Consider the following 21,050-nt stretch of genomic DNA (forward strand, 5'->3'; position numbering starts at 1 on the left):
TTAAGCACAGCGCCCAAATTAGGCACATACATCAGGTGAGATGCCAAAAAGGCATCATTGCGCACGAATTTTGATGCTTTTCAAAGAGCGAAGCAATCGCTCAAATGAAGAAAATCGGAGGCCGAAAACGAGCTTCCAAGGCACCAGAAGGGGAACGCCGTCATGCCCAACAGATTGAAAAAATTAGTACTTTCTGCAGTTCTGGGGCTTGGCAGCATGCTTGCCGCCACTGCGCCCGGCTATGCGCTCGACAAGGTCAGCTACGGCACCAACTGGCTCGCACAGGCCGAGCATGGCGGCTTCTATCAGGCGGTCGCCGACGGAACCTATGCAAAATATGGCCTTGACGTTTCCATCGTGCAAGGCGGGCCGAATGCCGCCAACAACGCGCTGCTGATCTCCGGCAAGATCGATTTCTATATGGGCGGACCGCAGGGCGAGATCTCCGCCGTCGAGCAGGGTATCCCACTCGTCGATGTCGCCGCGATCTTTCAGAAAGACCCGCAGATCCTGATCGCTCATCCTGACGTCGGCGTCGACAAGTTCGGGGATCTTGCGAAGCTGAAGACCCTTTTCCTCAGCAAGGATGGCTACCTCACCTATTTCGAGTGGATGAAGGCAAATTTTCCAGGCTTCAAGGACGAGCAGTACAAGCCCTACAATTTCAATCCGGGCCCGTTTCTTGCCGACAAACAATCCGCCCAGCAGGGCTACCTGACTTCGGAACCTTACGAGATCCAGAAGCAGACCGGCTGGGAGCCGAAGGTCTTCCTGCTCGCCGACAACGGCTATTCGCCCTATTCGACGATGATCACCACGACCCAGCAGATGATCGATGCCAAGCCTGACGTCGTGCAGCGTTTCGTCGATGCCTCGATCGAGGGATGGTACAACTATCTCTACGGCGACAACAGCAAGGCCAATGCGCTGATCAAGAGGGACAATCCGGAAATGACGGATGGCCAGATCGCTTATTCGATCGCCAAGATGAAGGAATACGGCATCATCGAATCCGGTGACGGCCTGGACAAGGGCATCGGCTGCATTACCGACGCTCACTACAAGAAGTTCTTCGATGAGATGGTGGCGATCAAGGTCTTCAAGCCTGAAACCGACTACACCAAGGCCTTTACGACGAAGTTCGTCTGCAAGGGTACCGGCATGTCTCTGAAGAAATAAGCCTCCCAGGCAGACCCGCCGCCTTTCGGCGGCGGGCCGCATCCCCTTCGATAAAAGAGCGAGAGAATGTCCCTAGCCGAAACCAAGGCGGCACCTTCGAAGGAAACACGCAAGCGGCCGCTGGTCGTCATGCAGTCGGTCTCGAAGGTCTTTTCCAGCGGCACGGTCGCGCTGTCGGGCATGTCGCTGACGGTCGAAAGCGGCGAATTCATCAGCCTTCTCGGCCCCTCCGGCTGCGGTAAATCAACGGCGTTACGCATCATCGCCGGTCTTGGCGACGCCACGTCGGGCAAGATCGACTGGCCGAGTTCGCGCATCAATTCGAAGGGCCTGCCGGAAGGCGATATCGGCTTCGTCTTCCAGGAGCCGACGCTGATGCCCTGGAAGACGGTTTTCGGCAATGTCTACCTGCCGCTGAAGCTGCGCGGCGTGTCCCAGGCGGAAGCAAGCAGTCGGATCACGGAAGCGCTCGCAACCGTCGGGCTGCAGGACTTCGCCAATGCCTATCCGCGTGAGCTCTCGGGCGGCATGAAGATGCGTGTGTCGATCGCCCGCGCCTTGGTGACCAAACCGAAACTGCTGCTGATGGATGAGCCCTTTGCAGCGCTCGACGAAATCACGCGCCAGAAGCTCAATGACGACGTCCTGCGGCTGTGGAAAGCGACGGGCATTACGGTGATCTTCGTGACGCACTCCGTCTTCGAGTCCGCCTATCTTTCCAACCGCATCGTGGTGATGAAGGCGCGGCCGGGCCGCGTCCATGCGGACTTTCCGCTGACGACCAGCCTGGAGCGGGATTCGCATTACCGAACTTCGGAAGAATACCGGCAAGCCTGTGAAACAACGTCACGTTCGCTGATCGAGGCCATTGGCGGGGCGGAGGAACACTGATGAGCGTCGACAGTATCGAAGCGACCGAAGTTGCGCCCCTGCCCCTTCCCAATCCGGTCAATGCCAACAGGCGCGATCTGGCGCTACGCATTGTCGTGCCCTTCCTGGTCATCGGTGTGCTCATCGTCATCTGGGAGCTCTACGTCGTGCTCTCGGGCGTTCCGCCTTATATCCTGCCCGGTCCCGGCGCTGTCGCGGCGGCCTTCATCAATGACTGGGGCACACTTGCCCCTGCCCTGTGGGTAACCACGCAGATCACCTTCATATCGCTAGTCCTGGCGCTGATCGGCGGCGTGGGATTTGCGATCTTCCTGGTGCAATCGCGCTGGATCGAGATCGCCTTCTATCCGCTTGCTGTCATCCTGCAGGTGACACCGATCGTGGCCATCTCGCCGCTGATCCTGATCTATGCGCCATCCACGCAGGTGGCGCTCTTGATCTGCGCCTTCCTCGTCGCCTTCTTTCCGATCCTGTCGAACATGGTGCAGGGCCTGAAGAGCGTCGATCATAACCTCATCAACCTCTTCGAACTATACGGCGCCTCGCGCTGGCAGACGCTGATCTACCTGAAGATCCCGGCCGCCCAGCCTTATTTCATGACAGGGCTTCGCATCGGCGGCGGCCTTGCGCTGATTGCCGCCGTGGTTGCCGAATTCGCCGCAGGTTCGGCGGGTGCCGGTTCCGGCCTCGCGTTCCGTCTGCTGGAATCGCAATATCGCATGAACATTCCCCGCCTTTTTGCCGCGCTCTTCATGCTCTCGATGCTCGGCGTCGCGATCTTCGCCATTACCTCCTTCATTTCATGGCTCAGCCTGCATCGCTGGCATGAGAGCAGCCTGAAGCGGGAAAATTGATGACCTATTCCTTCATGTCTCCCCCGAATGCGGGCCGTTTCGTGCTTGCCAATGCGACGCTTCCGGCTGCCGCCACCGCCAGCTACGTGGCTGCGGCAACAGAAGGGCTCGTCAAAGCCGATATCGTGATTGCCGACGGTCTGATCGCGGCAATCCTGCCGCCGGGTACGGCGCCGGCGGAATTCGCCAAGTCCGATATGAAAGATGGCATGGTCTGGCCCTGCTTTGCCGACATCCATACGCATCTGGACAAGGGGCACATCTGGCCGCGCAAGCGCAATCCGAACGGAACTTTTATGGGTGCGCTGGAGGCCGTCGGCAGGGACCGCGAGGCAAACTGGTCGGCTGCAGATGTGCGCAAGCGCATGGAATTTTCGCTGCGCTCAGCCTATGCGCATGGCACCGGCCTCATCCGCACACACCTGGATTCGCTTGCGCCCCAGCATCGCATTTCCTTCGAGGTCTTTGCTGAAATACGCGAGGAATGGAAGGACAAGATCGCCCTGCAGGCGGTCGCTCTTTTCCCGCTCGACAATATGGCGGACGATGCTTTCTTTGCCGATCTCGTCGGCGTCGTGAAGGACAAGGGCGGTCTGCTCGGCGGCGTCACCAAGATGGGACCTTCGCTCGACTGGCAGCTCGATACGCTTTTGCGAGCGGCAGCGGAGAACGGTCTCGATATCGATCTGCATGTCGATGAGACGGATGATCCGGGCGCGGAGACATTGAAGGCGATCGCAGAAGCCGCTTTACGCAACCGGTTCGAAGGCAAGGTAACGGCGGGTCATTGCTGCTCGCTCGCTCGGCAGGATGATGACACGGCGCAGCGGACAGTGGAGCTGGTTTACAAGGCTGGAATTTCAATCATCTCCCTTCCGATGTGCAACATGTACCTGCAGGATCGTTATCCCGATCGTACGCCACGCTGGCGTGGCGTGACCCTGTTCAAGGAGCTGGCGGCTGCCGGTGTCGAGACGGCTGTCTCCTCCGACAATACACGCGATCCCTTCTACGCCTATGGCGATCTCGATCCGGTCGAAGTGTTTCGTGAGGCAGTGCGCATCCTGCATCTCGATCATCCGCTCGACACCGCGGCACGCGTCGTCACGACGTCACCGGCCAAGATTGCCGGCAGGCCGCAGATGAGCCGCATTGCCGTCGGCAGCCCCGCCGATCTCGTGCTCTTCAGCGCAAGGCGCTGGAGCGAATTCCTTTCCCGTCCGCAGTCTGACCGCGTCGTGCTTCGCCGCGGCAAGGTGATCGACCGCAGCCTGCCGGATTACCGTGAACTCGATAGCGTCGTTGGAGCCTGACATGGCCGATTATCAGAAGATCAAAAAAGAACTCGAAGGCATCGCGATCGAGGACAATCCGGCGCTCGTTCGCCAGAAGAGCCGGGACTTCTATTGGTATTCGCCGATCCTGAAGGCGCAGCTCGATAATGTGACGGCCGATATCGTCGTCACGCCGAAGAATGAAGCTGAAGTCATCCAGACGCTGAAGGTCGCTTTCGGCCATGGCGTGCCCGTCACCCCGCGCGGTGCCGGCACCGGCAATTACGGCCAGGCCATGCCTCTGTCAGGCGGCATCGTGCTCAATCTGGCGGCCATGGACAAGATCAAGGAAATCCATCCGGGCCGTGTCATCTGCGAACCCGGCATCGTGATCGCCCAGCTCGACAAGCAGACCAAGGCGCATTCCGGCCAGGAACTGCGCTTCCATCCCTCGACCGCCCAAACTGCGACTGTCGGCGGTTTTATCGCGGGCGGTTCCGGCGGTGTCGGTTCGATCACCTGGGGAGGACTGCGCGACCTCGGCAATATCCTGCGCCTGCGTGTCGTGACCATGGAGGCGGAGCCGCGCGTGCTCGACCTGACCGGCTGGGATCTGCAGAAGGTCAGCCATGCCTACGGCACCAACGGCATCATCACGGAAATCGAGATGCCGCTCGCACCCGCTTATGACTGGGTGGATGTGCTGGTCGGCTACGATGACTTCATGGATGCGGTGCGCTTTTCCGATGCGCTGGCGAAGTGCAATGGCATTCTCGTCAAGGAAATCGCCCCGATCGCCGCACCCATCCCGCGTGAATATTTCACCCGTCACAAGCCCTATATCCGCCAGGGCCAGTCGATCGTCGTGCTGATGATCGCGCCGCATTCCATGGATGCTTTCCTTGCCTTCACGACGGCGCAGAAAGGCGAGATCATGTTCCGCTCCGACAAGGTCGAGAGCATGCGCGGCATTCCGCATGCCTACGAGCTTGCGTGGAACCATACGACGCTGCGGGCGCTCAAGGTCGATCCGAATTTCACCTATCTTCAGGTGCAGTATCCTGGGCCGGACCATGTCGCCAAGGTGAAGAAGATGGTGGAGATTTTCGGGGACGAGGTGCCGGGTCATCTCGAATTCATCAAGTTCGACGGACAGATCCAGTGCTCGGGCCTGCCGCTGGTACGCTATACGACAGAGGAGCGGCTGGAAGAGATCATCAAGATCCATCAGGATCATGGCTGCCCGATCTTCAACCCGCACCGCTATACGCTCGAAGAGGGCGGCATGAAGCGTACCGACAAGGTGCAGCTCGCCTTCAAACATGAGACCGACCCGAAGGGGCTGCTCAATCCTGGCAAGATGATCGCCTGGGAGAATCCCAATTTCGATTTCGATGCCGGCAAGAACTACCTTTTCCCGGGCCTTGCCGCCGTCATGGAGGCGTCATGAGGGTTCTCGTCCTCCACTCGCACCCGGTCGAGGAAAGCTATGGCAAAGCGCTCTATAGGCAGACCGTGGAGAGCCTCGCCAAGGCTGGGCACGAGGTGGATGCGTGCGATCTCTATGCGGAGAATTTCGACCCCGTCCTGTCGAAACATGACCGGCTCGTCTACCATGACTATCCTGGCAATACCTCGCTGGTGAAACCCTATGTCGACAGGCTGAAGCGGGCCGAGGCCCTGGTCATCTGCACACCGGTCTGGAATTTCGGCTTCCCGGCGATCCTGAAAGGTTATTTCGACCGGGTCTGGCTTCCCGGCGTTTCCTTCGCGCTCGTGAACGGCAAGGTCGAATCCCGCCTGCGCCATATCAGGAAGCTCGGTGCAGTGCTGACCTATGGCGCGACACCTTTCCGCGCCTTCGTTGCCGGCAATCCGCCGAAGAAAATCGTCAAACGGGTTCTGCGGGCGCAGATCGACCCGTTCAAGCCGGTTACCTTTCTCGCCCATTACGACATGAACAACTGCACCCCGGAGACACGGGCAGCGTTCCTGGCGAAAGTGAAGGACGCGATGGAGCGATTCTAAGGGCGGCTTGCATCGGTACACTTAAGGGGCGCACCCGCATGGTCGTCGATCTCTTCGACGCCGATACTGGCCAGCATGCGCGCACCGCCCAATACGTTGCCGCCACGCCGTTAAGCCGCCCCGTCGTCATCGCCGCGGAGCTTGCGATCAAATCTCAGAAAACCTTCGCCGCCGTTACTTCCACTTCCACCAGGAATTCCGGCCGGGTAAAGCCGTTGATGATAATGAGCGTCGAAACGGGTTTCGGATCGAGCGTGAAGCGGTCGCGCACCGCCATATAGGCGGGGAAATCCTCCCGCTTCGTCACGAAGCCGGAAATGCGGATGGCATCGGCAAAGCTCATCTCGGCTTCGGCGAGGATCGCCTTGATCGCTTCGAAGCAGAGCTCGGCCTGGGCCGTCACATCCTCGGGGACCTTTTCATCGAGGCCGATGCCGAGCTGACCTGACGTGACTAGCAGGGACGCACCCGGCGGCACGAGAAGGCCGTGATTGTAATTTCCGAAGGGGCGGCGGACGGATGGCGGGTTGAAAATCTTCTTCATGAAAAACCTCGCTACAGACAGAGATTTATAGCGAGGGTTTTAGGCACATTCCAACCACTTGCTCGCGATTCGTCCTCAAAAATCGAGAGACTGCTGGGCAGGTGGCGGCGGGCCGACATGAACGCCCTCGAGTTCCAGCATGCGAAGCTTGGAGGTCGAACCGCCGGGCGCCGAAAAGCCGCCGATCTTTCCACCTGCCGCCAGCACGCGATGGCAGGGAATGATGAGCGCGACGGGGTTTTTCGCCATGGCCTGGCCGACGTCGCGCGCTGCCTCCGGCCCTGCGCCAAGCTCCTTCGCCAGCGTGCCGTAGGTCGTCGTGCGACCCCAACTGACGCGGCGCGCGGCAGCATAGATATCGCGGAAGAACGCATCCTGGCCATCAAGGTCAACGGCGATGCTGGAGAAGTCGACTTCCTCCCCGTCGAAATAGCGCTTCACCGCAGCGACGGCGTCCATAATCTGCGGCGTCGGCTTGCCCGGTTCGGCAGCCGGCAAACGGCGCAGCAACAAGCGTTCTGTCGAATCGGCGCTCTTCGTCGGTAACTGGAACCGCGTCACGCCGGCATCGCTCCAGGCAATGCCGCAAAAACCGCCGGCGGTTTCGAAGATCAGGTATTGATGCACTTTCTGAGCCATCGTGAAGCCTCGCATTCCGTTGGCTATTAGAATCGTACCGCGGAAGCTTAAGTTCAACCCGTTTCTTGCGCATGCCCGATAAAGCGTCACGCCGATGCGGTGGTCGCGGCAAGCGTGGATATTTGCGGTCTCTTTGCCTTCGCCTTGCCTTTGACCACATCAAACAGCGCATAGCCGCCGGTCCAACGGCCGAAACCGCTGGCGATATTGATATGGCCCGCGAGGCCTATGTTGCGAACCTCGGTTTTCCAGAGACGAGTGTAGAAGCTCAAACGGTCGAGCGACATATATTTGTCGTCGAGGCTGCCGACGGTGAGGCTCGGAAAGGGAAGCGGGTTTGTCGGCATGGGGCCGAAAGCGAGCGAACCGGGATGCAGCCTTTCCGTGGCCGGCAAATCGCAAGGGGCGATCAGAAGCGCTCCCTTGACCCGCCGGGCCATTGGCCGGTCAGCGAGCCTCGCCGTCAGAATGCAGCCGTGGCTATGGGCAACGATATAGGCTTCCCCCGCCTCCAGCAGCGCCTGTTCCAGCCGCTCCATCCAGCGGTCCAGACGAGCGTGGTTCCAGTCGTCCTGGCAGACCATCTGACTCTGTGGCACATCATCAAGCCAATAGTGCTGCCAATGCCCCTCGTCGGAACCGAACAGACCCGGCACGATCAGGATTTTTGTCATTGCTATCTCCTGGCGTGTGCGCAGCAAACTGGTGCGACGCATCTTCGTCAGAATTATCCATAAAATTTATGGACTAAAGAAACGAAGCTCCAAAACTTCCTAGAAAGCAGGAAAAATCCATCGCCGGCATCAGAAACTGCTGCTCAGGGATAGTGGGGAGCTGGCAGGATATGCGTAACCGTGCGTGATTGTCTCAACCACCCCGCTTAAATTCTGAAGCCTAATTTGGAACCAGGAGTTTTCTCGGGGGTTAGGAAAGGGTCACCGAAGATGAAAATCGAAGGAGGATAGCTCCCATGCGTAAATCCCTTATCGCCGCTTCGTTGCTTGCCATCGGCATGGCTTCGTCGGCATTTGCTCAGTCCAATCCCGATAGCATCGGCCCCACCAATGGCGGCTCTACGGACCCGGGCTCGGGTAACTATTCGTCAGACTATACGAATGACGATAATGGCATTCATCCGGTTCCCGTTGGCCCGGTAGATCCGATGACGACGCAGAGCATCGGCGGTCAGGCCATCGATTGCCCCGGAATGCCGCAGCAGAACACGGGTGTTGATACACGCGGCGGCCAAAGCGGCGCTTCGATCAGCGAAGCCTGCCGGGAATACGACAACTGACCGGCAAAGATGATTGAGAGAGGCCGGCTCGACCGGCCTTTTTCATGTGTATTTTATGAAACCGATGATTGCCCCGTACCTGCATAACAGACCCTCAGGCAAGACAATGGGCAGCCATTGGCAGGGTAACTCTATCTGTTCTATTACGAGGCAGGCTTCCGCGCCTACAACATCGATGTGCGGCAGGTGGTCTTTTCGCACCGCTGACTACTCGGCCGGATGCGGTGTCGCCGATCGGTGACTGTCATCAACGGGCCGCTCACGCCAACCGGTGACGCGGTTCACGAGCGCGAAATAGAGACCGTAGGGCAAGATCCGGAGGAACTTCAGCATATAGGTGAAGCGCTTCGGGAAGGTAATCTCGAAAGCCTGCGACTTGAGGCCCGCCGCAATACGCTCTGCCGCCGCCTCGGGCGAAACCAGTGCCTGCACGGGAAAAGTATCTTTGCGTGCCGGCGTATCGACGAAGCCCGGATTGATGAGCTGGATGCGGATGCCAATCTTGTCGAGATCGAATTTCAGGCTTTCGGCCATGTTGATCAGGGCAGCCTTGGTCGCGCCGTAAGCGGCGCTGGTCGGCAATCCCGTGTAGCCCGTCACTGAGGAAACGACGGCAATCTGCCCCTGCCCCTTCGCCTTCATGTGGCGGATCGCCGGCAGCAGGCAGTTGACGACGCCTGACAGGTTGACGGCAAAAGTCTTCTCGAAATCGGCCCGGTTCAAATCCTCGCCGTGGACGGGCTGATAGACGCTTGCACACAGGATCGCCATGGCGAGCGCACCATGCTCATATTCGATCGAGGCCATGATATGTTCCATGTCTTCGGCATCGGTCACATCGCCATCGAGCACGATAATGCTGCCAGACAATCCAGCCGCCTCGACCTGCAATTCCACCAGCTTATCGTGATTGCGGGCAGTGACGGCGACCTTGTATCCCTCGCCTGCGAGTTTCAGCGCAAGCGCCCGGCCTGTTCCGGAACTCGCACCGGAAATCCAGACAACACCATGTTCCGGGCGGGCAATGAAATTACGCATGACACTTCCTCCGGTCTGCCGATTTAATGCGAATGCAGGCCCGGAAGCTCCTCGTCTCTCCCGGGATAATGGCTCTATCACAGCATTGTGGCTGCTTTCAGCCGATGAGGTTACCCACGACCTGCCCGGAAGGAGCCGGTCAGCGCGATAGGCCCGCCCGAAGCAGCATAGGCGATGCAGGATATCCGCCACCGCTTTGAAGCATGGAAGGCGCCGGCGCCACCGCAACTGAGCGAAACGCCGGAAACGGAAGACTAATTTTGTCGTCGGCTTAAAAGGCATGGAATAGGATTTCTTGCCAATGCCGCCTTGTGAAGGGAAAAGACCGTTCCTAAACTATGCTGAAACGAGGCAGATTCCATGACCTTCCACCCCTCCGTCATCGAGGCTATCGGCCACACGCCCCTCATCAAGCTCAAGGGTGTTTCCGAGGCGACCGGCTGCACCATTCTCGGCAAGGCCGAATTCCTCAATCCCGGGCAATCGGTGAAGGACCGAGCGGCGCTCTACATCATCCGCGATGCCGAGAAGAAGGGGCTGCTGAAGCCCGGCGGCGTCATTGTCGAGGGCACGGCGGGTAATACCGGCATTGGCCTGACGCTCGTCGCCAAGGCGCTCGGTTACCGCACCGTCATCGTCATTCCGGAAACGCAGAGCCAGGAAAAGAAGGATGCGCTGCGCCTGCTCGGCGCCGAGCTCGTCGAAGTTCCGGCCGTCCCATACAAGAACCCAAACAATTATGTGAAGGTTTCCGGCCGCCTTGCCGAGCAGCTTGCCAAGAGCGAGCCGAACGGGGCGATCTGGGCGAACCAGTTCGACAATGTCGCGAACCGCCAGGCGCATATCGAAACGACCGCGCCCGAGATCTGGAAGGATACCGACGGCAAGATCGACGGCTTCATCTGCTCGGTCGGCTCCGGCGGCACGCTTGCTGGCGTTGCGGCAGGTCTCCGAGGCTTCAACAAGGACATCAAGATTGGCATAGCCGACCCTGAAGGTGCCGCACTCTACGAATTCTACGCGAACGGCACGTTGAAGTCCGAGGGCTCATCGATCACGGAAGGTATCGGCCAGGGGCGCATTACTGCCAATCTCGAAGGCTTCACGCCTGATTTCTCTTATTACATCACCGATGTCGAGGCGCTTCCCTACCTCTTCGATCTGGTCGAGCATGAGGGACTTTGCTTGGGCGGCTCCACGGCAATCAATATTGCCGGTGCGGTTCGCCTCGCCAGGAATCTCGGCCCTGGCCACACGGTCGTGACAATCCTCTGCGACTATGGCAACCGCTATCAGTCCAAACTCTTCAACCCGGATTTCCTGTCATCCAAGGGCCTTCCCATTCCCGCCTGGATGGTTGGCTCGACGGATATCAAAATACCCTACGAACCCGCAGCGTGAAAACAATGCCAGTCAATGCCCTCTACCGTGACGATTTCTATCTTTCTACATGCGAAGCAGTCGTCACGGCCGTTCATGAAGACGGGGGCATTGAACTGGACCAAACCTGCTTCTACGCGACATCAGGCGGGCAACCGGGCGACACCGGCTTCTTCGAACGTATCGATGGCTCCAGGATAGAACTTGGCCAGGCAAAGCATGGCGCCACCAAGGACATTGTCATTCATGTGCCGCTGGAAGGCCAGCCGCGACCGGAGACCGGCGAAAAGCTGGTGTTGCACATCGACTGGCCGCGCCGCTACAGGTTGATGCGCATGCATACAGCTTGCCATCTCCTCTCCGTCGTCTGCTCCTATCCGATCACCGGCGCTGCCGTTGGCGAGGATGAAAGCCGCGTCGATTTCGACATGACTGACACGATTGACAAGGACGAAGTGACGGCGAAGTTGATGGACCTCGTCAACCAGAACCATCCGGTCTATGTTCAGTGGATTACGGATGAGGAGCTTGCTGCCAATCCCGGCATCGTCAAATCGAAAAACGTGCGCCCGCCTATCGGCCTCGGCCGTGTCAGCCTCGTCTGCATCGGTGAGAATTCTGCTGTCGACAGTCAGCCCTGCGGCGGCACGCATGTTTCGGAAACACAGGAAGTCGGCCAGATTCACATTGCCAAGATCGAGAAGAAAGGCAAAGAAAACCGGCGCTTCCGTATTCGCTTCGGCACACCCGGCGAACAAGCGTGATATCTGGGGAGATCATTATGAGCGAGACCAAGAGCCGTTTCGTCGTCGCGGCCGACTGGCTGCAAGCTGAACTCGGCAAGCCCGATCTGCGCGTGCTCGACGCATCCTTCTATCTTCCGGCCCAGAAGCGTGACGCCGATGCGGAATATGCCGCCGGCCATATTCCGGGCGCCATCCGTTTCGATCAAGACAAGATCGCCGACCACTCGACGAACCTGCCGCACACGATCCCCTCGCCCGATTATTTCGCCGCGGAAGTCGGCAAGCTCGGTATCGGCGAGAACGACCGGATCGTGGTCTATGACGGTATCGGCATGTTCGCCTCGCCGCGCGTCTGGTGGCTGTTCCGGGTGATGGGCGCCAAGAACGTCTTCGTGCTCGATGGCGGGTTGGACGGCTGGAAGGCTGAGGGACGGCCGCTCGAAACGGAAGTGCCGCACTATGCTCCAGCCGCCTTCAAGACGAATTATGATGCGAGCCGCGTCGTCCATCTCGAGCAAATGCGCGATATCGTTTCCAGCCCTGCGCTGCAGATCGCCGATGCTCGCAGCGCGGGCCGTTTCGCAGCAACCGAGCCAGAACCGCGTGCCGGCATGCGCTCCGGCCATATGCCCGGCGCCCGCAGTCTGCCATCAGGCGTCTTTGCCAATCAAGGCCGCTTCAAATCGCTGCCGGAACTGAAACAGACGATCGAGGATGCAGGTATCGACCTCTCCAAGCCAGTCGTCACCTCCTGTGGATCGGGCATTACCGCTGCCATCATCACGCTGGCGCTGGAATCGCTAGGGCATACCGACAACAAGCTCTATGACGGCTCCTGGAGCGAATGGGGCAGCCGCGAGGATACGCCCGTCGTCACCGGCCCGCCGGAACCAGTCAAAGCTTGATGCCCATGGGAAAGACGCCCGCCTCGCTCAAGGCCCATATCACGCGGCTTGAAATGGTTGCGCCGCCGAAGGCAAGCCTGCCAGTGCCCGTCAATATCCAGACGGCAATCATGCGCGCGCCTGGTATTCCCTTGGCCTTCTATCGCTATCTCTACCGTCAGGTCGGCGCGCGCTGGCAGTGGGTCGATCGGTTGAGGATGAGTGACGAGGAGCTTACGGCAGCGCTGCATGACAAGCGCAACAATATCAGCGTACTCTACGTCAACGGTGCGCCGGCCGGCTTCTACGAATATCTTTGCCAGGACGAAGATACGATCGAGCTTTCCCATTTCGGGCTCATCGAGCACGCGCTCGGGCTTGGCATCGGCAAATGGTTCCTGCTTCAGGCTCTCTACGCTATCTGGACGCTGAACCCGAAGAAGGTCACGACGACGACCAATAATCTCGACCATCCGCGGGCATTACAGCTCTATCAGATGTTCGGCTTCTCACCCGTCTCTACCGGAACCGGGATCGTTCGTCCGCTGAGCGACAAGGAATTGCTGGAGCTAGCCAGAAGAGGCTGATCGCGCTGGTCCCGAGCTCCGTCGGTTCAGGCAAGAATCGGGTGGTTTAGACGGCTTGAAGCGCAGACACTATGGCAAAGCTCACGAGGAGATTTGCCATGAACAGCATTCAATTTTCCGCCATGCCCTCAGCAGAAGCGGAAGCACTCTGGAATGGCGGACGCGACGCCTATGATCGTTTGCCGGAAACGCTTGTTTCCGATGGCGAGGGTTATCCCTGCCGGCATTGCCTGAGGAATATCGACAACGGCGAAGAGCTTTTCGTCTTCGCCTATCGGCCTTTTCCGGAGCTGCAGCCTTATGCGGAAACCGGCCCGATCTTTCTGCACAAACAGCCCTGCCAACGCTATTCCGCTGACGAAATCCTACCCCCCGTCCTGACCACGAGCCGCGACTTCATTGTGCGAGGTTATAGTGAGAACGACAGGATTGTTTATGGCACTGGCGCGGTGACGGCGATCAACAAGATTCCGGCCTATGCGGAGGAACTGCTCGCTCGGTCCGATATCGCTTATGTGCATGTGCGCTCGGCGCGTAACAATTGCTACCAGTGTCGGATCGACAAAGTAAAAGCGCCGGCCCTCGCGGACGGCGCCTTCATCTGACCTTGAGTCAGCTGGTTTACGCTACGTTCAACGCACTTTCCGGCGCCACAGCTTCATACCCAAGCGCGTCAGCGACCGGCTTGTTGGTGATGCGACCCCTGTGGACGTTGAGGCCGTTGCGCAGGTGCTTGTCTTCGGCAATGGCGCGCAAGCCTCGATCGGCAAGCCCCAGACCATGGACGAGCGTTGCGTTGTTCAGCGCGTGAGCTGACGTGACGGGAACGGCGCCCGGCATGTTGGCGACGCAATAATGCACGACGCCGTCGACGACATAGGTCGGCTCGGAATGGGTCGTTGCATGCGAGGTCTCGAAGCAGCCGCCCTGGTCGATCGCGACGTCGACGATCACGGAGCCCTTCTTCATGCCAGAGAGCATTTCGCGGGTGACGAGCTTCGGTGCGGCAGCACCCGGAATCAGCACCGCGCCGATGACGAGATCGGCAGAGAAGACTTCTTCCTCCAGTGCCTGAATGCTGGAATAGCGCGTGTGGATACGGCCGTTAAAAATGTCGTCGAGCTGGCGCAGGCGCGGCAGCGACTTGTCGAGGATGCTGACATCGGCGCCGAGACCGGCAGCCATCTTGGCCGCGTGCAGGCCGACTACGCCGCCGCCGATGATCGCGACCTTTGCCGGGAGAACGCCGGGCACGCCACCGAGCAGGATGCCGAGGCCGCCATTGGCCTTCTGCAACGCGGTTGCGCCGGCCTGGATCGACAGACGGCCGGCGACTTCGGACATCGGTGCAAGGAGCGGCAGGCCGCCGCGATCGTCCGTTACCGTCTCATAGGCGATCGCCGTAACGCCGGAGGCGAGCAGACCCTTGGTCTGTTCCGGATCGGGCGCAAGATGCAGATAGGTGTAAAGGAGCTGACCGTCGCGAAGCTGCGCCCATTCCGGGGGCTGCGGCTCCTTGACCTTGACGATCATGTCGCACTTTTCGAAAATATCCTTGGCAGAGGCGGCGATCTTCGCGCCAGCAGCCACGTAGGCGGCATCATCGGCACCAATGCCGGCGCCCGCCTTTGTTTCCACCCAGACTTCATGGCCGCGGGCGACATATTCTCTGACCGAAGCCGGCGTCAAACCGACGCGATATTCATGGTTCTTGATTTCCTTCGGGCAACCGACACGCATTCGCGTTCCTCTCATTTTATGTCCGCATTCCGCGGAGCGTTTTCTCGCCCCAAATCCAACCACCAAGGCCGCGAAATGTCCTTGCAAAGAGGATTTGCGTTTCAGCAAAGTTCCGGCGATTATTGCGCTAACCGTCCATTTTTCGAATGTTCTTCGAATGTCTGACCTCGATAGTATCGATCTTGCGATTCTGAGGGCGCTGCAAATTAACGCCCGCATCACCAATGCAGAGCTCGCCGACAAGGTGGGACTATCGCCTTCTGCCTGTTCGCGACGGCTCGATATTCTCGAAAAGAGCGGTGTCATCGGCGGCTATCATGCGCGGCTTTCGCACAAGGCGCTCGATTACAAGATGATCGCGATCGTGCACATCTCGCTGTCCGGCCAGTTCGCCAAGACGCTGTCGGAATTCGAGGCGGCAGTGAAACGTTGCCCGAACGTGCTCGTCTGCTACCTGATGTCCGGTGAGTACGACTATATCCTGCGGGTCGCCGCCCGAGATCTGGAAGATTATGAGCGCATCCACCGCGACTGGCTTTCGGCGCTGCCGCATGTGGTGAAGATCAACTCGAGCTTTGCGCTGCGCGAAATTATCGACAGGCCGAATGTCGGCCTCTGAGCCCTTGCAAAGCCCTTGGAAACCTGCCCTAGCTTGGCGCAGCGGGTATCTCCCGCTTTAACGGCTAGACATGAAATCCAAAACCCACGGCTATATCTTCCTGCTCCTGGCACTGACGATCTTTTCGTTGCAGGACGCGATCTCAAAACATCTTGGTTCAGCCTATTCGCCTATCTTCGTGACGATGGTGCGCTATTGGGCCTTCGGCCTGTTCACCGTCGTTCTGGCCGCGAAAATGCGCGGTGGCATCGCCGCCACCGCCCGCACGAAACATCCTTTTCTGCAGATCTCACGCGGTGTTCTGCTTGCGGCGCAAGTGGTGCTGGCAATCACCTGTTTTGCGCTGATCGGGCTGGCGCATTCGCAGGCAATCTTTGCCGCCACCCCCATCATCGTCGCATTGCTTGCCATTCCACTGCTTGGCGAAAGGGTTGGCTGGCGCCGCTGGACGGCAATCGGTGTCGGACTTTGCGGCGTCTTGCTGATCCTCAAGCCGGAGGGCGGGTTCTTCGACGTGAACCTGCTTCTTGCCGTCGTCTCCTGCATCAACTTCGCGCTTTACGTGATCGCCACCCGCTACGTGAGCCGGCAGGATTCGGCGATGACGAGTTTTTTCTATACGGGGGTCGTCGGGGCTCTCGTCATGACGCTTGCAGGCCCTTTTTACTGGACGCCGGTTCAGGGCTGGGACTGGATGTGGATGCTGGCCGTCTGCCTGACCGGCACCTCGAGCCACTATTTCCTGATCCGCGCCTATGACAGTCTCGATGCCGCCGCTGTGCAGCCGCTCACCTATATCCAACTCGTCTACGCTTCGATCCTCGGGGTGCTGATCTACGGGGAGACGCTGACGCTGAACATGATCGCCGGTTCGATCATCGTAGTTGCGGCGGGCATCTTTACCGTTTGGCGCGAACATGTTGTGGCGCGGAGGGCCGTCGTCCCGAATTGAGACTTTCGCGCTAATTTTAAATAAGCGCCTAAAGGCATTTCAATCTTCGCTGCATATGCTCCTCCCGAATTCGTCACGGGGTAAGCATGATACGCAATCTCAAGATCACGGCCCGCAAGGCCGACCGCAGGAGTTGCCGCGTTTTTGGCAAGATCCGTTATCTGAACAACCAGGTAGATGCCCGCATCCTTGATATTTCCGCTACGGGTGCTGCACTCGAAGTCAAGGCGCCGCTTTATGCGGCTTCGGGCAGCAAGGTTCGCATCGAAGCTGAAAATCTCGGCCTACTCGAAGGCGTCATCCGTTGGACACATAATGGTCGCGTCGGCATCCAGTTCGACGCCAATTCCAATGCACGCGCGCTCATTGCCTCCTATTTCCGCTTCTTCCATCGCGAAGTGCCACGCGTTCGGTAAAGCTCTCCAGCATGGTGCCGCTTTGGCGGCATCGTCTTTGCCATTCTGTCATTTTCGCGATGTACTCCTTTGCCAATCATCCTAAGTTCATCGAACCGTTGATGCATGATGTCAAAAGGAGTGTTTCCATGCCTTCCATTTTCGATGTGCCTGCAATGAGCCGTCGTTCCCTGCTCGGCGGTCTTGCCGCCACTTCCGCTCTGGTGCTGCTGCACCCATTCAGTGCGCGAGCTGCGGCCAACCAGGCGCATCTGCGGCTGATGGAAACGACCGACATTCATGTCAACGTCTTCCCCTACGACTATTATGCCGACAAACCGAACGACACGATGGGCCTGTCGCGCACCGCAACGATCATCGACACGATCCGCGCGGAAGCCGTCAACTCGCTGCTGATCGATAATGGCGACGTGCTGCAGGGCAATCCCATGGGCGATTACGTGGCCTATCAGCATGGGATGAAGGATGGCGACGTGCATCCGGTCATCAAGGCGATGAACACGCTCGGCTATACGGTCGGCACGCTCGGGAACCACGAATTCAACTACGGCCTGGACTTCATGTTCAAGGTGCTGAACGGCGCGAACTTCCCGTTCGTCTGCGCCAACCTGACCAAGGGCCAGCTCGCCTCCGATCCGAAGCAGGATGATCTGTTCTTCAAGCCCTACATCATCGTCGAAAAGCGGATCAAGGACGGCGCCGGCAATGAAAGCCCTGTTAAAATCGGCTTCATTGGTTTCGTGCCGCCGCAGATCATGCTGTGGGACATCAAGAACCTCGAAGGCAAGGCGCAGACGCGCGATATCGTTCAGGCCGCCAAGGCCTGGGTGCCGGTCATGAAGGAAGCCGGCGCCGATATTGTCATTGCGCTTTCCCACTCCGGCATCGATGGCTCAGGCCCGTCTGAGAAAATGGAAAACGCCTCGCTCCATCTGGCAGCCGTCGAGGGTATCGACGCGATCTTCACCGGTCACCAGCATCTGGTCTTCCCCGGCCCGAAAACCTGGGATGGGATTGCCAATGCCGATCCGGTCAAGGGCACGCTGCACGGTAAGCCCGCCGTCATGGCCGGCTTCTGGGGTTCGCATCTCGGTCTGATCGACCTGCTGCTGGAGAAGGACGGCAACAGCTGGAAAATCGTCGCCTTCACCTCCGAAGCACGGCCGATCTACCATCGGGACGACAAGAAGAAGGTGGTTGCCGACGTCCCTGACAAGAAGGAAGTGGTCGAGGCCGCCAAGGCAGAGCATGAGGCAACGCTTGCTTATGTCCGCACGCCTGTCGGCAAGACCTCCGCGCCGCTCTATTCCTACTTTGCGCTGGTCGCCGACGATCCCTCCGTACAGATCGTTTCGCAGGCTCAGACCTGGTATATCAAGCAGATGCTCGCCGATACGCAGTTCAAGGATTTGCCGGTTCTCTCCGCTGCAGCCCCCTTCAAGGCCGGCGGCCGCGGCGGTGCGGACTATTATACGGATGTTCCGGCCGGCGATATCGCCATCAAGAATGTCGCCGACCTCTACCTTTATCCGAATACGGTTCAGGCCGTCGCCATCACCGGTGCGCAGGTGAAGAACTGGCTGGAAATGTCCGCCGGCATGTTCAATCACATCGAGCCCGGCGCGAAGGACGCAGTCCTTCTCAACAACGACTTCCCGTCCTACAATTTCGATGTCATCGATGGCGTGACCTATCAGATCGACTTGTCGCAGCCGCCGAAATATGATTCGTCGGGCAAGGCCGTCAATCCGGACTCCAACCGAATCCAGAACTTGGCCTTCGAGGGCAAACCGATCGATCCGGCGCAGAAGTTCGTTGTCGTTTCCAACAATTATCGTGCTGGCGGCGGTGGCAGTTTCCCTGACATCGCCTCCGACAAGGTGATCTTCCAGGCGCCAGATACCAACCGCGATGTCATCGTCCGCTATATCCATGATCAGGGCACGATCAACCCGTCCGCCGACGGCAACTGGACCTTCAAGCCCCTGCCCGGCACGACCGTCGTGTTCGAAAGCGGCCCGAAAGCCAAACAGTACCTTGCCGACGTCAAGAGCGTGAAGATCGAGGATGCCGGCGAAGGTGCCGAGGGCTTCGCGAAGTTCAGGCTGGTTCTCTAAAACCGCAGGGGCGCGGTTCCTTCAACCGCGCCCTTTTTTGCTCACGCAATTTCTGCCTCGGCTTCGATGCGACGAAGAAGCAGCCCGAGTTCACCCGGCGGCTTCTTTTCGATCCGGCGATATTGCCTGCCATCGCGGGTGCGGTGGACAAGCCCGAAGTCGAAAAGCTCGCGGCGCAGCAGTGCGGCATCGCCGAAGAGATGCAGGCGACTTATCAAGTCGCTGATTTCACGCTCAGTCAGTTCCGCATCCGCTGGTATTTTCGACCACAAGAACCATAGGCAAAGCTCCTGCAGCCCCCTTCTGCCCGGCCAGCGGATCAGTCGACCGTTGCCGTCGAAATGGCGCGATGCCTTCTGCACACGCTCTTCGTCCGGCAAAGGCTGGGTATCCAGCTTCAGGCTCCAGTCCTTCAGGACTTCTGCGGAGTGCGCCACGCTGCGGAAATGCTGGTAGTTGCGATAACCCGCCGCGCGGGTCAGCAGATTGAGCATCTCGACATGGCTCGGCTTGTCAGCGAGCGCTTCGATCTGCTTGCGGAGAGATTTGGCAAAAGCCGAAAGATCGGCGATTTCCATTGGAAAGATAGATCTGGTCACGTCTTATCCTCAACGCGCCGTTCCCTGAAAAAGGTGTCGGTGGTCGCCGGCTTTCGACTTCGGCACAGGACAAGTGCTGATGATCTTCTGGAGCAGGTTTAGCTTCCCTTGCGGGACGGCGACGCCTCGGTGAACTGCAGACCGTGGCGCCGTTATAGCAAAGGCCGGAAACCCGTCAAGCTTGTGGCTACTCTGCAGCCTCCGGCATCGCATGCAGTTCGTCGATGCCGAGCATACTGACCATTTCTCCGTGGCTCGGGCACATGGCGAGCCGCCTGCGAAAAGCCTCGACCAGCCACCTGCCGGCGGGGCCCGGCGGGCTGGCGGCCTTGTGCATAGCGTAGACCGGATACTCGCCCTGCTCGTAGGCCTCCAGCTTGATGGCGACAAGATTGCCCTTCATGATGTCGTTACCAACCAGAGAGACCGGCAAGCCACCCCAACCGAGACCACCCTTGATGAGCTGGTGCTTGGTCGCAATGTCGCTGACGCGCCATGTCCTATAGGACAGAACATTGAAATCCCGCCCCTTGGTAAGCCCGGAGGCATCGGAGACCACGAGCTGGATCTCTTCGCGCACATCGGCCAGCGTCAAGGGCCTTTCGATACGCGCCAGCGGATGATCCGGCGCGACGACAGGAACCATGAAAGAATAGCCGATCTTTTCGGCTATCAGTGAATCTTCCTGCCTGACAAGCGCGCCGCCGACGCCGATATCAGCCTTGTCGTTCATCACCATGTCCATGACCATGCCGAGCTCACCGACGTTGAGGTTCAGCGCAACACCGGTGAATTTTTCGCGAAATTCGCGTAGCACCATCATGACGGCATCAGCAGGCACCATGACGCTGATCGCCAGAGAAAGCTCGGCCTCCAGCCCCTGCTTAATGCTTTTCACGCGGGCGCGCATCACCTCGAGGTCGGCCAGCATGCGACGGGCATCTTCCAGCATCGCCTTGCCGGCATCCGTCAGCTTCGGCTGGCGGGCGCCTGAACGCTCGAAGAGCGGTATTTCAAGCTGGGCTTCCAGATTGGCGATCGTGTAGCTGATGACCGACTGTGCCCGGTTCAGCACGCGCGAAGCGGCCGAGAAGCTGCCGGTTTCGGCGACCGTCAGGAAAACCTGCAATTGATCCAGAGTCGGGTTGGGAAGCATCTTCCATCCAATCCATCGATAATTTTGATCGACATTATCCCAGTTTTTTCGATATTAGACCAGCCTTATTTCTCTCTCGAACACAGCGATTTGCCGCTCCCAATCGGTCGCTG

General features: G+C 59.0%; 22 protein-coding genes and 1 pseudogene. 16 read left to right on the forward strand and 7 right to left on the reverse strand.

The features are described 5' to 3' along the window. Positions 1–162: 162 nt before the first annotated feature. The 6 genes from FHT92_RS01120 (at position 163) to FHT92_RS01145 (ending at position 6,226) form a co-directional block, all read left to right on the forward strand. Positions 163–1,179, forward strand: coding sequence for an ABC transporter substrate-binding protein (locus FHT92_RS01120; RefSeq protein ID WP_183822031.1), 1,017 nt, complete (start codon positions 163–165; stop codon positions 1,177–1,179). A 66-nt stretch (positions 1,180–1,245) separates the two neighbouring features. Then, on the forward strand, positions 1,246–2,070 hold the full coding sequence (locus FHT92_RS01125; RefSeq protein WP_183822033.1) for an ABC transporter ATP-binding protein: 825 nt from the start codon (positions 1,246–1,248) through the stop codon (positions 2,068–2,070). Further along, positions 2,070–2,924 (forward strand): ABC transporter permease, encoded by an 855-nt coding sequence (locus tag FHT92_RS01130; protein ID WP_183822035.1) that lies wholly within the window; start codon positions 2,070–2,072, stop codon positions 2,922–2,924. Before FHT92_RS01125 ends, FHT92_RS01130 begins: the two co-directional genes overlap by 1 nt. Next, positions 2,924–4,237, forward strand: coding sequence for a cytosine deaminase (locus FHT92_RS01135; protein WP_183822037.1), 1,314 nt, complete (start codon positions 2,924–2,926; stop codon positions 4,235–4,237). Before FHT92_RS01130 ends, FHT92_RS01135 begins: the two co-directional genes overlap by 1 nt. Before the next feature lies 1 nt (position 4,238). Continuing rightward, positions 4,239–5,648 carry an FAD-binding oxidoreductase gene (locus FHT92_RS01140; protein ID WP_183822039.1) on the forward strand — a complete coding sequence of 470 codons (1,410 nt, stop codon included), beginning with the start codon at positions 4,239–4,241 and terminating at the stop codon, positions 5,646–5,648. Continuing rightward, complete coding sequence (locus tag FHT92_RS01145) at positions 5,645–6,226, forward strand: NAD(P)H-dependent oxidoreductase (RefSeq protein WP_183822041.1); 582 nt, start codon at positions 5,645–5,647, stop codon at positions 6,224–6,226. The genes FHT92_RS01140 and FHT92_RS01145 overlap by 4 nt, the downstream gene beginning before the upstream one ends. A gap of 154 nt (positions 6,227–6,380) precedes the next feature. On the opposite strand, the gene FHT92_RS01150 is transcribed toward FHT92_RS01145, so the two are convergent. From FHT92_RS01150 to FHT92_RS01160, 3 genes are all read right to left on the reverse strand, one after another. After that, the gene (locus FHT92_RS01150; RefSeq protein ID WP_183822043.1) at positions 6,381–6,770 is read right to left on the reverse strand and encodes a RidA family protein; all 390 of its coding nucleotides are present in this window, start codon (positions 6,768–6,770) and stop codon (positions 6,381–6,383) included. A 75-nt stretch (positions 6,771–6,845) separates the two neighbouring features. Continuing rightward, positions 6,846–7,409: a methylated-DNA--[protein]-cysteine S-methyltransferase gene (locus tag FHT92_RS01155; protein ID WP_183822045.1), complete on the reverse strand. Its 564-nt coding sequence runs from the start codon at positions 7,407–7,409 to the stop codon at positions 6,846–6,848. 86 nt (positions 7,410–7,495) lie between these two features. Further along, positions 7,496–8,083: an alpha/beta hydrolase gene (locus FHT92_RS01160; protein ID WP_183822047.1), complete on the reverse strand. Its 588-nt coding sequence runs from the start codon at positions 8,081–8,083 to the stop codon at positions 7,496–7,498. Between the two features lie 296 nt (positions 8,084–8,379). Between FHT92_RS01160 and FHT92_RS01165 the strand changes: the two genes are divergently transcribed. Then, positions 8,380–8,703, forward strand: a complete 324-nt coding sequence (locus tag FHT92_RS01165; RefSeq protein ID WP_183743674.1) for a hypothetical protein — start codon at positions 8,380–8,382, stop codon at positions 8,701–8,703. A 207-nt stretch (positions 8,704–8,910) separates the two neighbouring features. Here the strand turns inward: FHT92_RS01165 and FHT92_RS01170 are convergent, their stop codons facing one another. Then, positions 8,911–9,741, reverse strand: coding sequence for an SDR family NAD(P)-dependent oxidoreductase (locus tag FHT92_RS01170; RefSeq protein WP_183743675.1), 831 nt, complete (start codon positions 9,739–9,741; stop codon positions 8,911–8,913). Positions 9,742–10,101: 360 nt separating this feature from the next. On the opposite strand from FHT92_RS01170, the gene FHT92_RS01175 reads away from it, so the two are divergent. The 5 genes from FHT92_RS01175 to FHT92_RS01195 all read left to right on the forward strand — a co-directional run bounded on the left by FHT92_RS01175 (position 10,102) and on the right by FHT92_RS01195 (position 13,943). Further along, positions 10,102–11,142, forward strand: a complete 1,041-nt coding sequence (locus FHT92_RS01175) for a cysteine synthase A (RefSeq protein WP_183822049.1) — start codon at positions 10,102–10,104, stop codon at positions 11,140–11,142. A 5-nt stretch (positions 11,143–11,147) separates the two neighbouring features. Next, on the forward strand, positions 11,148–11,885 hold the full coding sequence (locus FHT92_RS01180) for an alanyl-tRNA editing protein (RefSeq protein WP_183823793.1): 738 nt from the start codon (positions 11,148–11,150) through the stop codon (positions 11,883–11,885). Between the two features lie 17 nt (positions 11,886–11,902). After that, complete coding sequence (gene sseA / locus FHT92_RS01185; protein ID WP_183822051.1) at positions 11,903–12,772, forward strand: 3-mercaptopyruvate sulfurtransferase; 870 nt, start codon at positions 11,903–11,905, stop codon at positions 12,770–12,772. 5 nt (positions 12,773–12,777) lie between these two features. Next, positions 12,778–13,338: a GNAT family N-acetyltransferase gene (locus FHT92_RS01190; RefSeq protein ID WP_183822053.1), complete on the forward strand. Its 561-nt coding sequence runs from the start codon at positions 12,778–12,780 to the stop codon at positions 13,336–13,338. 98 nt (positions 13,339–13,436) lie between these two features. After that, positions 13,437–13,943, forward strand: a complete 507-nt coding sequence (locus FHT92_RS01195) for a DUF1203 domain-containing protein (RefSeq protein WP_183822055.1) — start codon at positions 13,437–13,439, stop codon at positions 13,941–13,943. A gap of 16 nt (positions 13,944–13,959) precedes the next feature. Here the strand turns inward: FHT92_RS01195 and ald are convergent, their stop codons facing one another. Further along, the gene (gene ald / locus FHT92_RS01200; protein ID WP_183822057.1) at positions 13,960–15,078 is read right to left on the reverse strand and encodes an alanine dehydrogenase; all 1,119 of its coding nucleotides are present in this window, start codon (positions 15,076–15,078) and stop codon (positions 13,960–13,962) included. Positions 15,079–15,235: 157 nt separating this feature from the next. On the opposite strand from ald, the gene FHT92_RS01205 reads away from it, so the two are divergent. The 4 genes and pseudogenes from FHT92_RS01205 (at position 15,236) to FHT92_RS01220 (ending at position 19,182) form a co-directional block, all read left to right on the forward strand. Then, a complete protein-coding gene (locus FHT92_RS01205) occupies positions 15,236–15,697 on the forward strand; it encodes an Lrp/AsnC family transcriptional regulator (protein ID WP_007813006.1) in 462 nt (153 codons plus the stop codon). Between the two features lie 70 nt (positions 15,698–15,767). Then, the gene (locus FHT92_RS01210; protein ID WP_183743688.1) at positions 15,768–16,649 is read left to right on the forward strand and encodes a DMT family transporter; all 882 of its coding nucleotides are present in this window, start codon (positions 15,768–15,770) and stop codon (positions 16,647–16,649) included. Positions 16,650–16,735: 86 nt separating this feature from the next. Further along, positions 16,736–17,050: pseudogene (locus FHT92_RS01215) on the forward strand (PilZ domain-containing protein); the annotation flags it as partial. Positions 17,051–17,193: 143 nt separating this feature from the next. Next, entirely contained in the window at positions 17,194–19,182 is a 1,989-nt protein-coding gene (locus FHT92_RS01220; protein WP_183822059.1) for a bifunctional 2',3'-cyclic-nucleotide 2'-phosphodiesterase/3'-nucleotidase, read from the forward strand. A gap of 41 nt (positions 19,183–19,223) precedes the next feature. On the opposite strand, the gene FHT92_RS01225 is transcribed toward FHT92_RS01220, so the two are convergent. Both FHT92_RS01225 and FHT92_RS01230 read right to left on the reverse strand, forming a co-directional pair. Next, positions 19,224–19,781: a DUF2087 domain-containing protein gene (locus tag FHT92_RS01225; RefSeq protein WP_183822061.1), complete on the reverse strand. Its 558-nt coding sequence runs from the start codon at positions 19,779–19,781 to the stop codon at positions 19,224–19,226. A 187-nt stretch (positions 19,782–19,968) separates the two neighbouring features. Beyond that, the gene (locus FHT92_RS01230) at positions 19,969–20,937 is read right to left on the reverse strand and encodes a LysR family transcriptional regulator (RefSeq protein ID WP_183822063.1); all 969 of its coding nucleotides are present in this window, start codon (positions 20,935–20,937) and stop codon (positions 19,969–19,971) included. Between the last annotated feature and the right edge of the window lie 113 nt (positions 20,938–21,050).

Source organism: Rhizobium sp. BK377 (genome assembly GCF_014193935.1).
GTDB lineage: Bacteria > Pseudomonadota > Alphaproteobacteria > Rhizobiales > Rhizobiaceae > Rhizobium.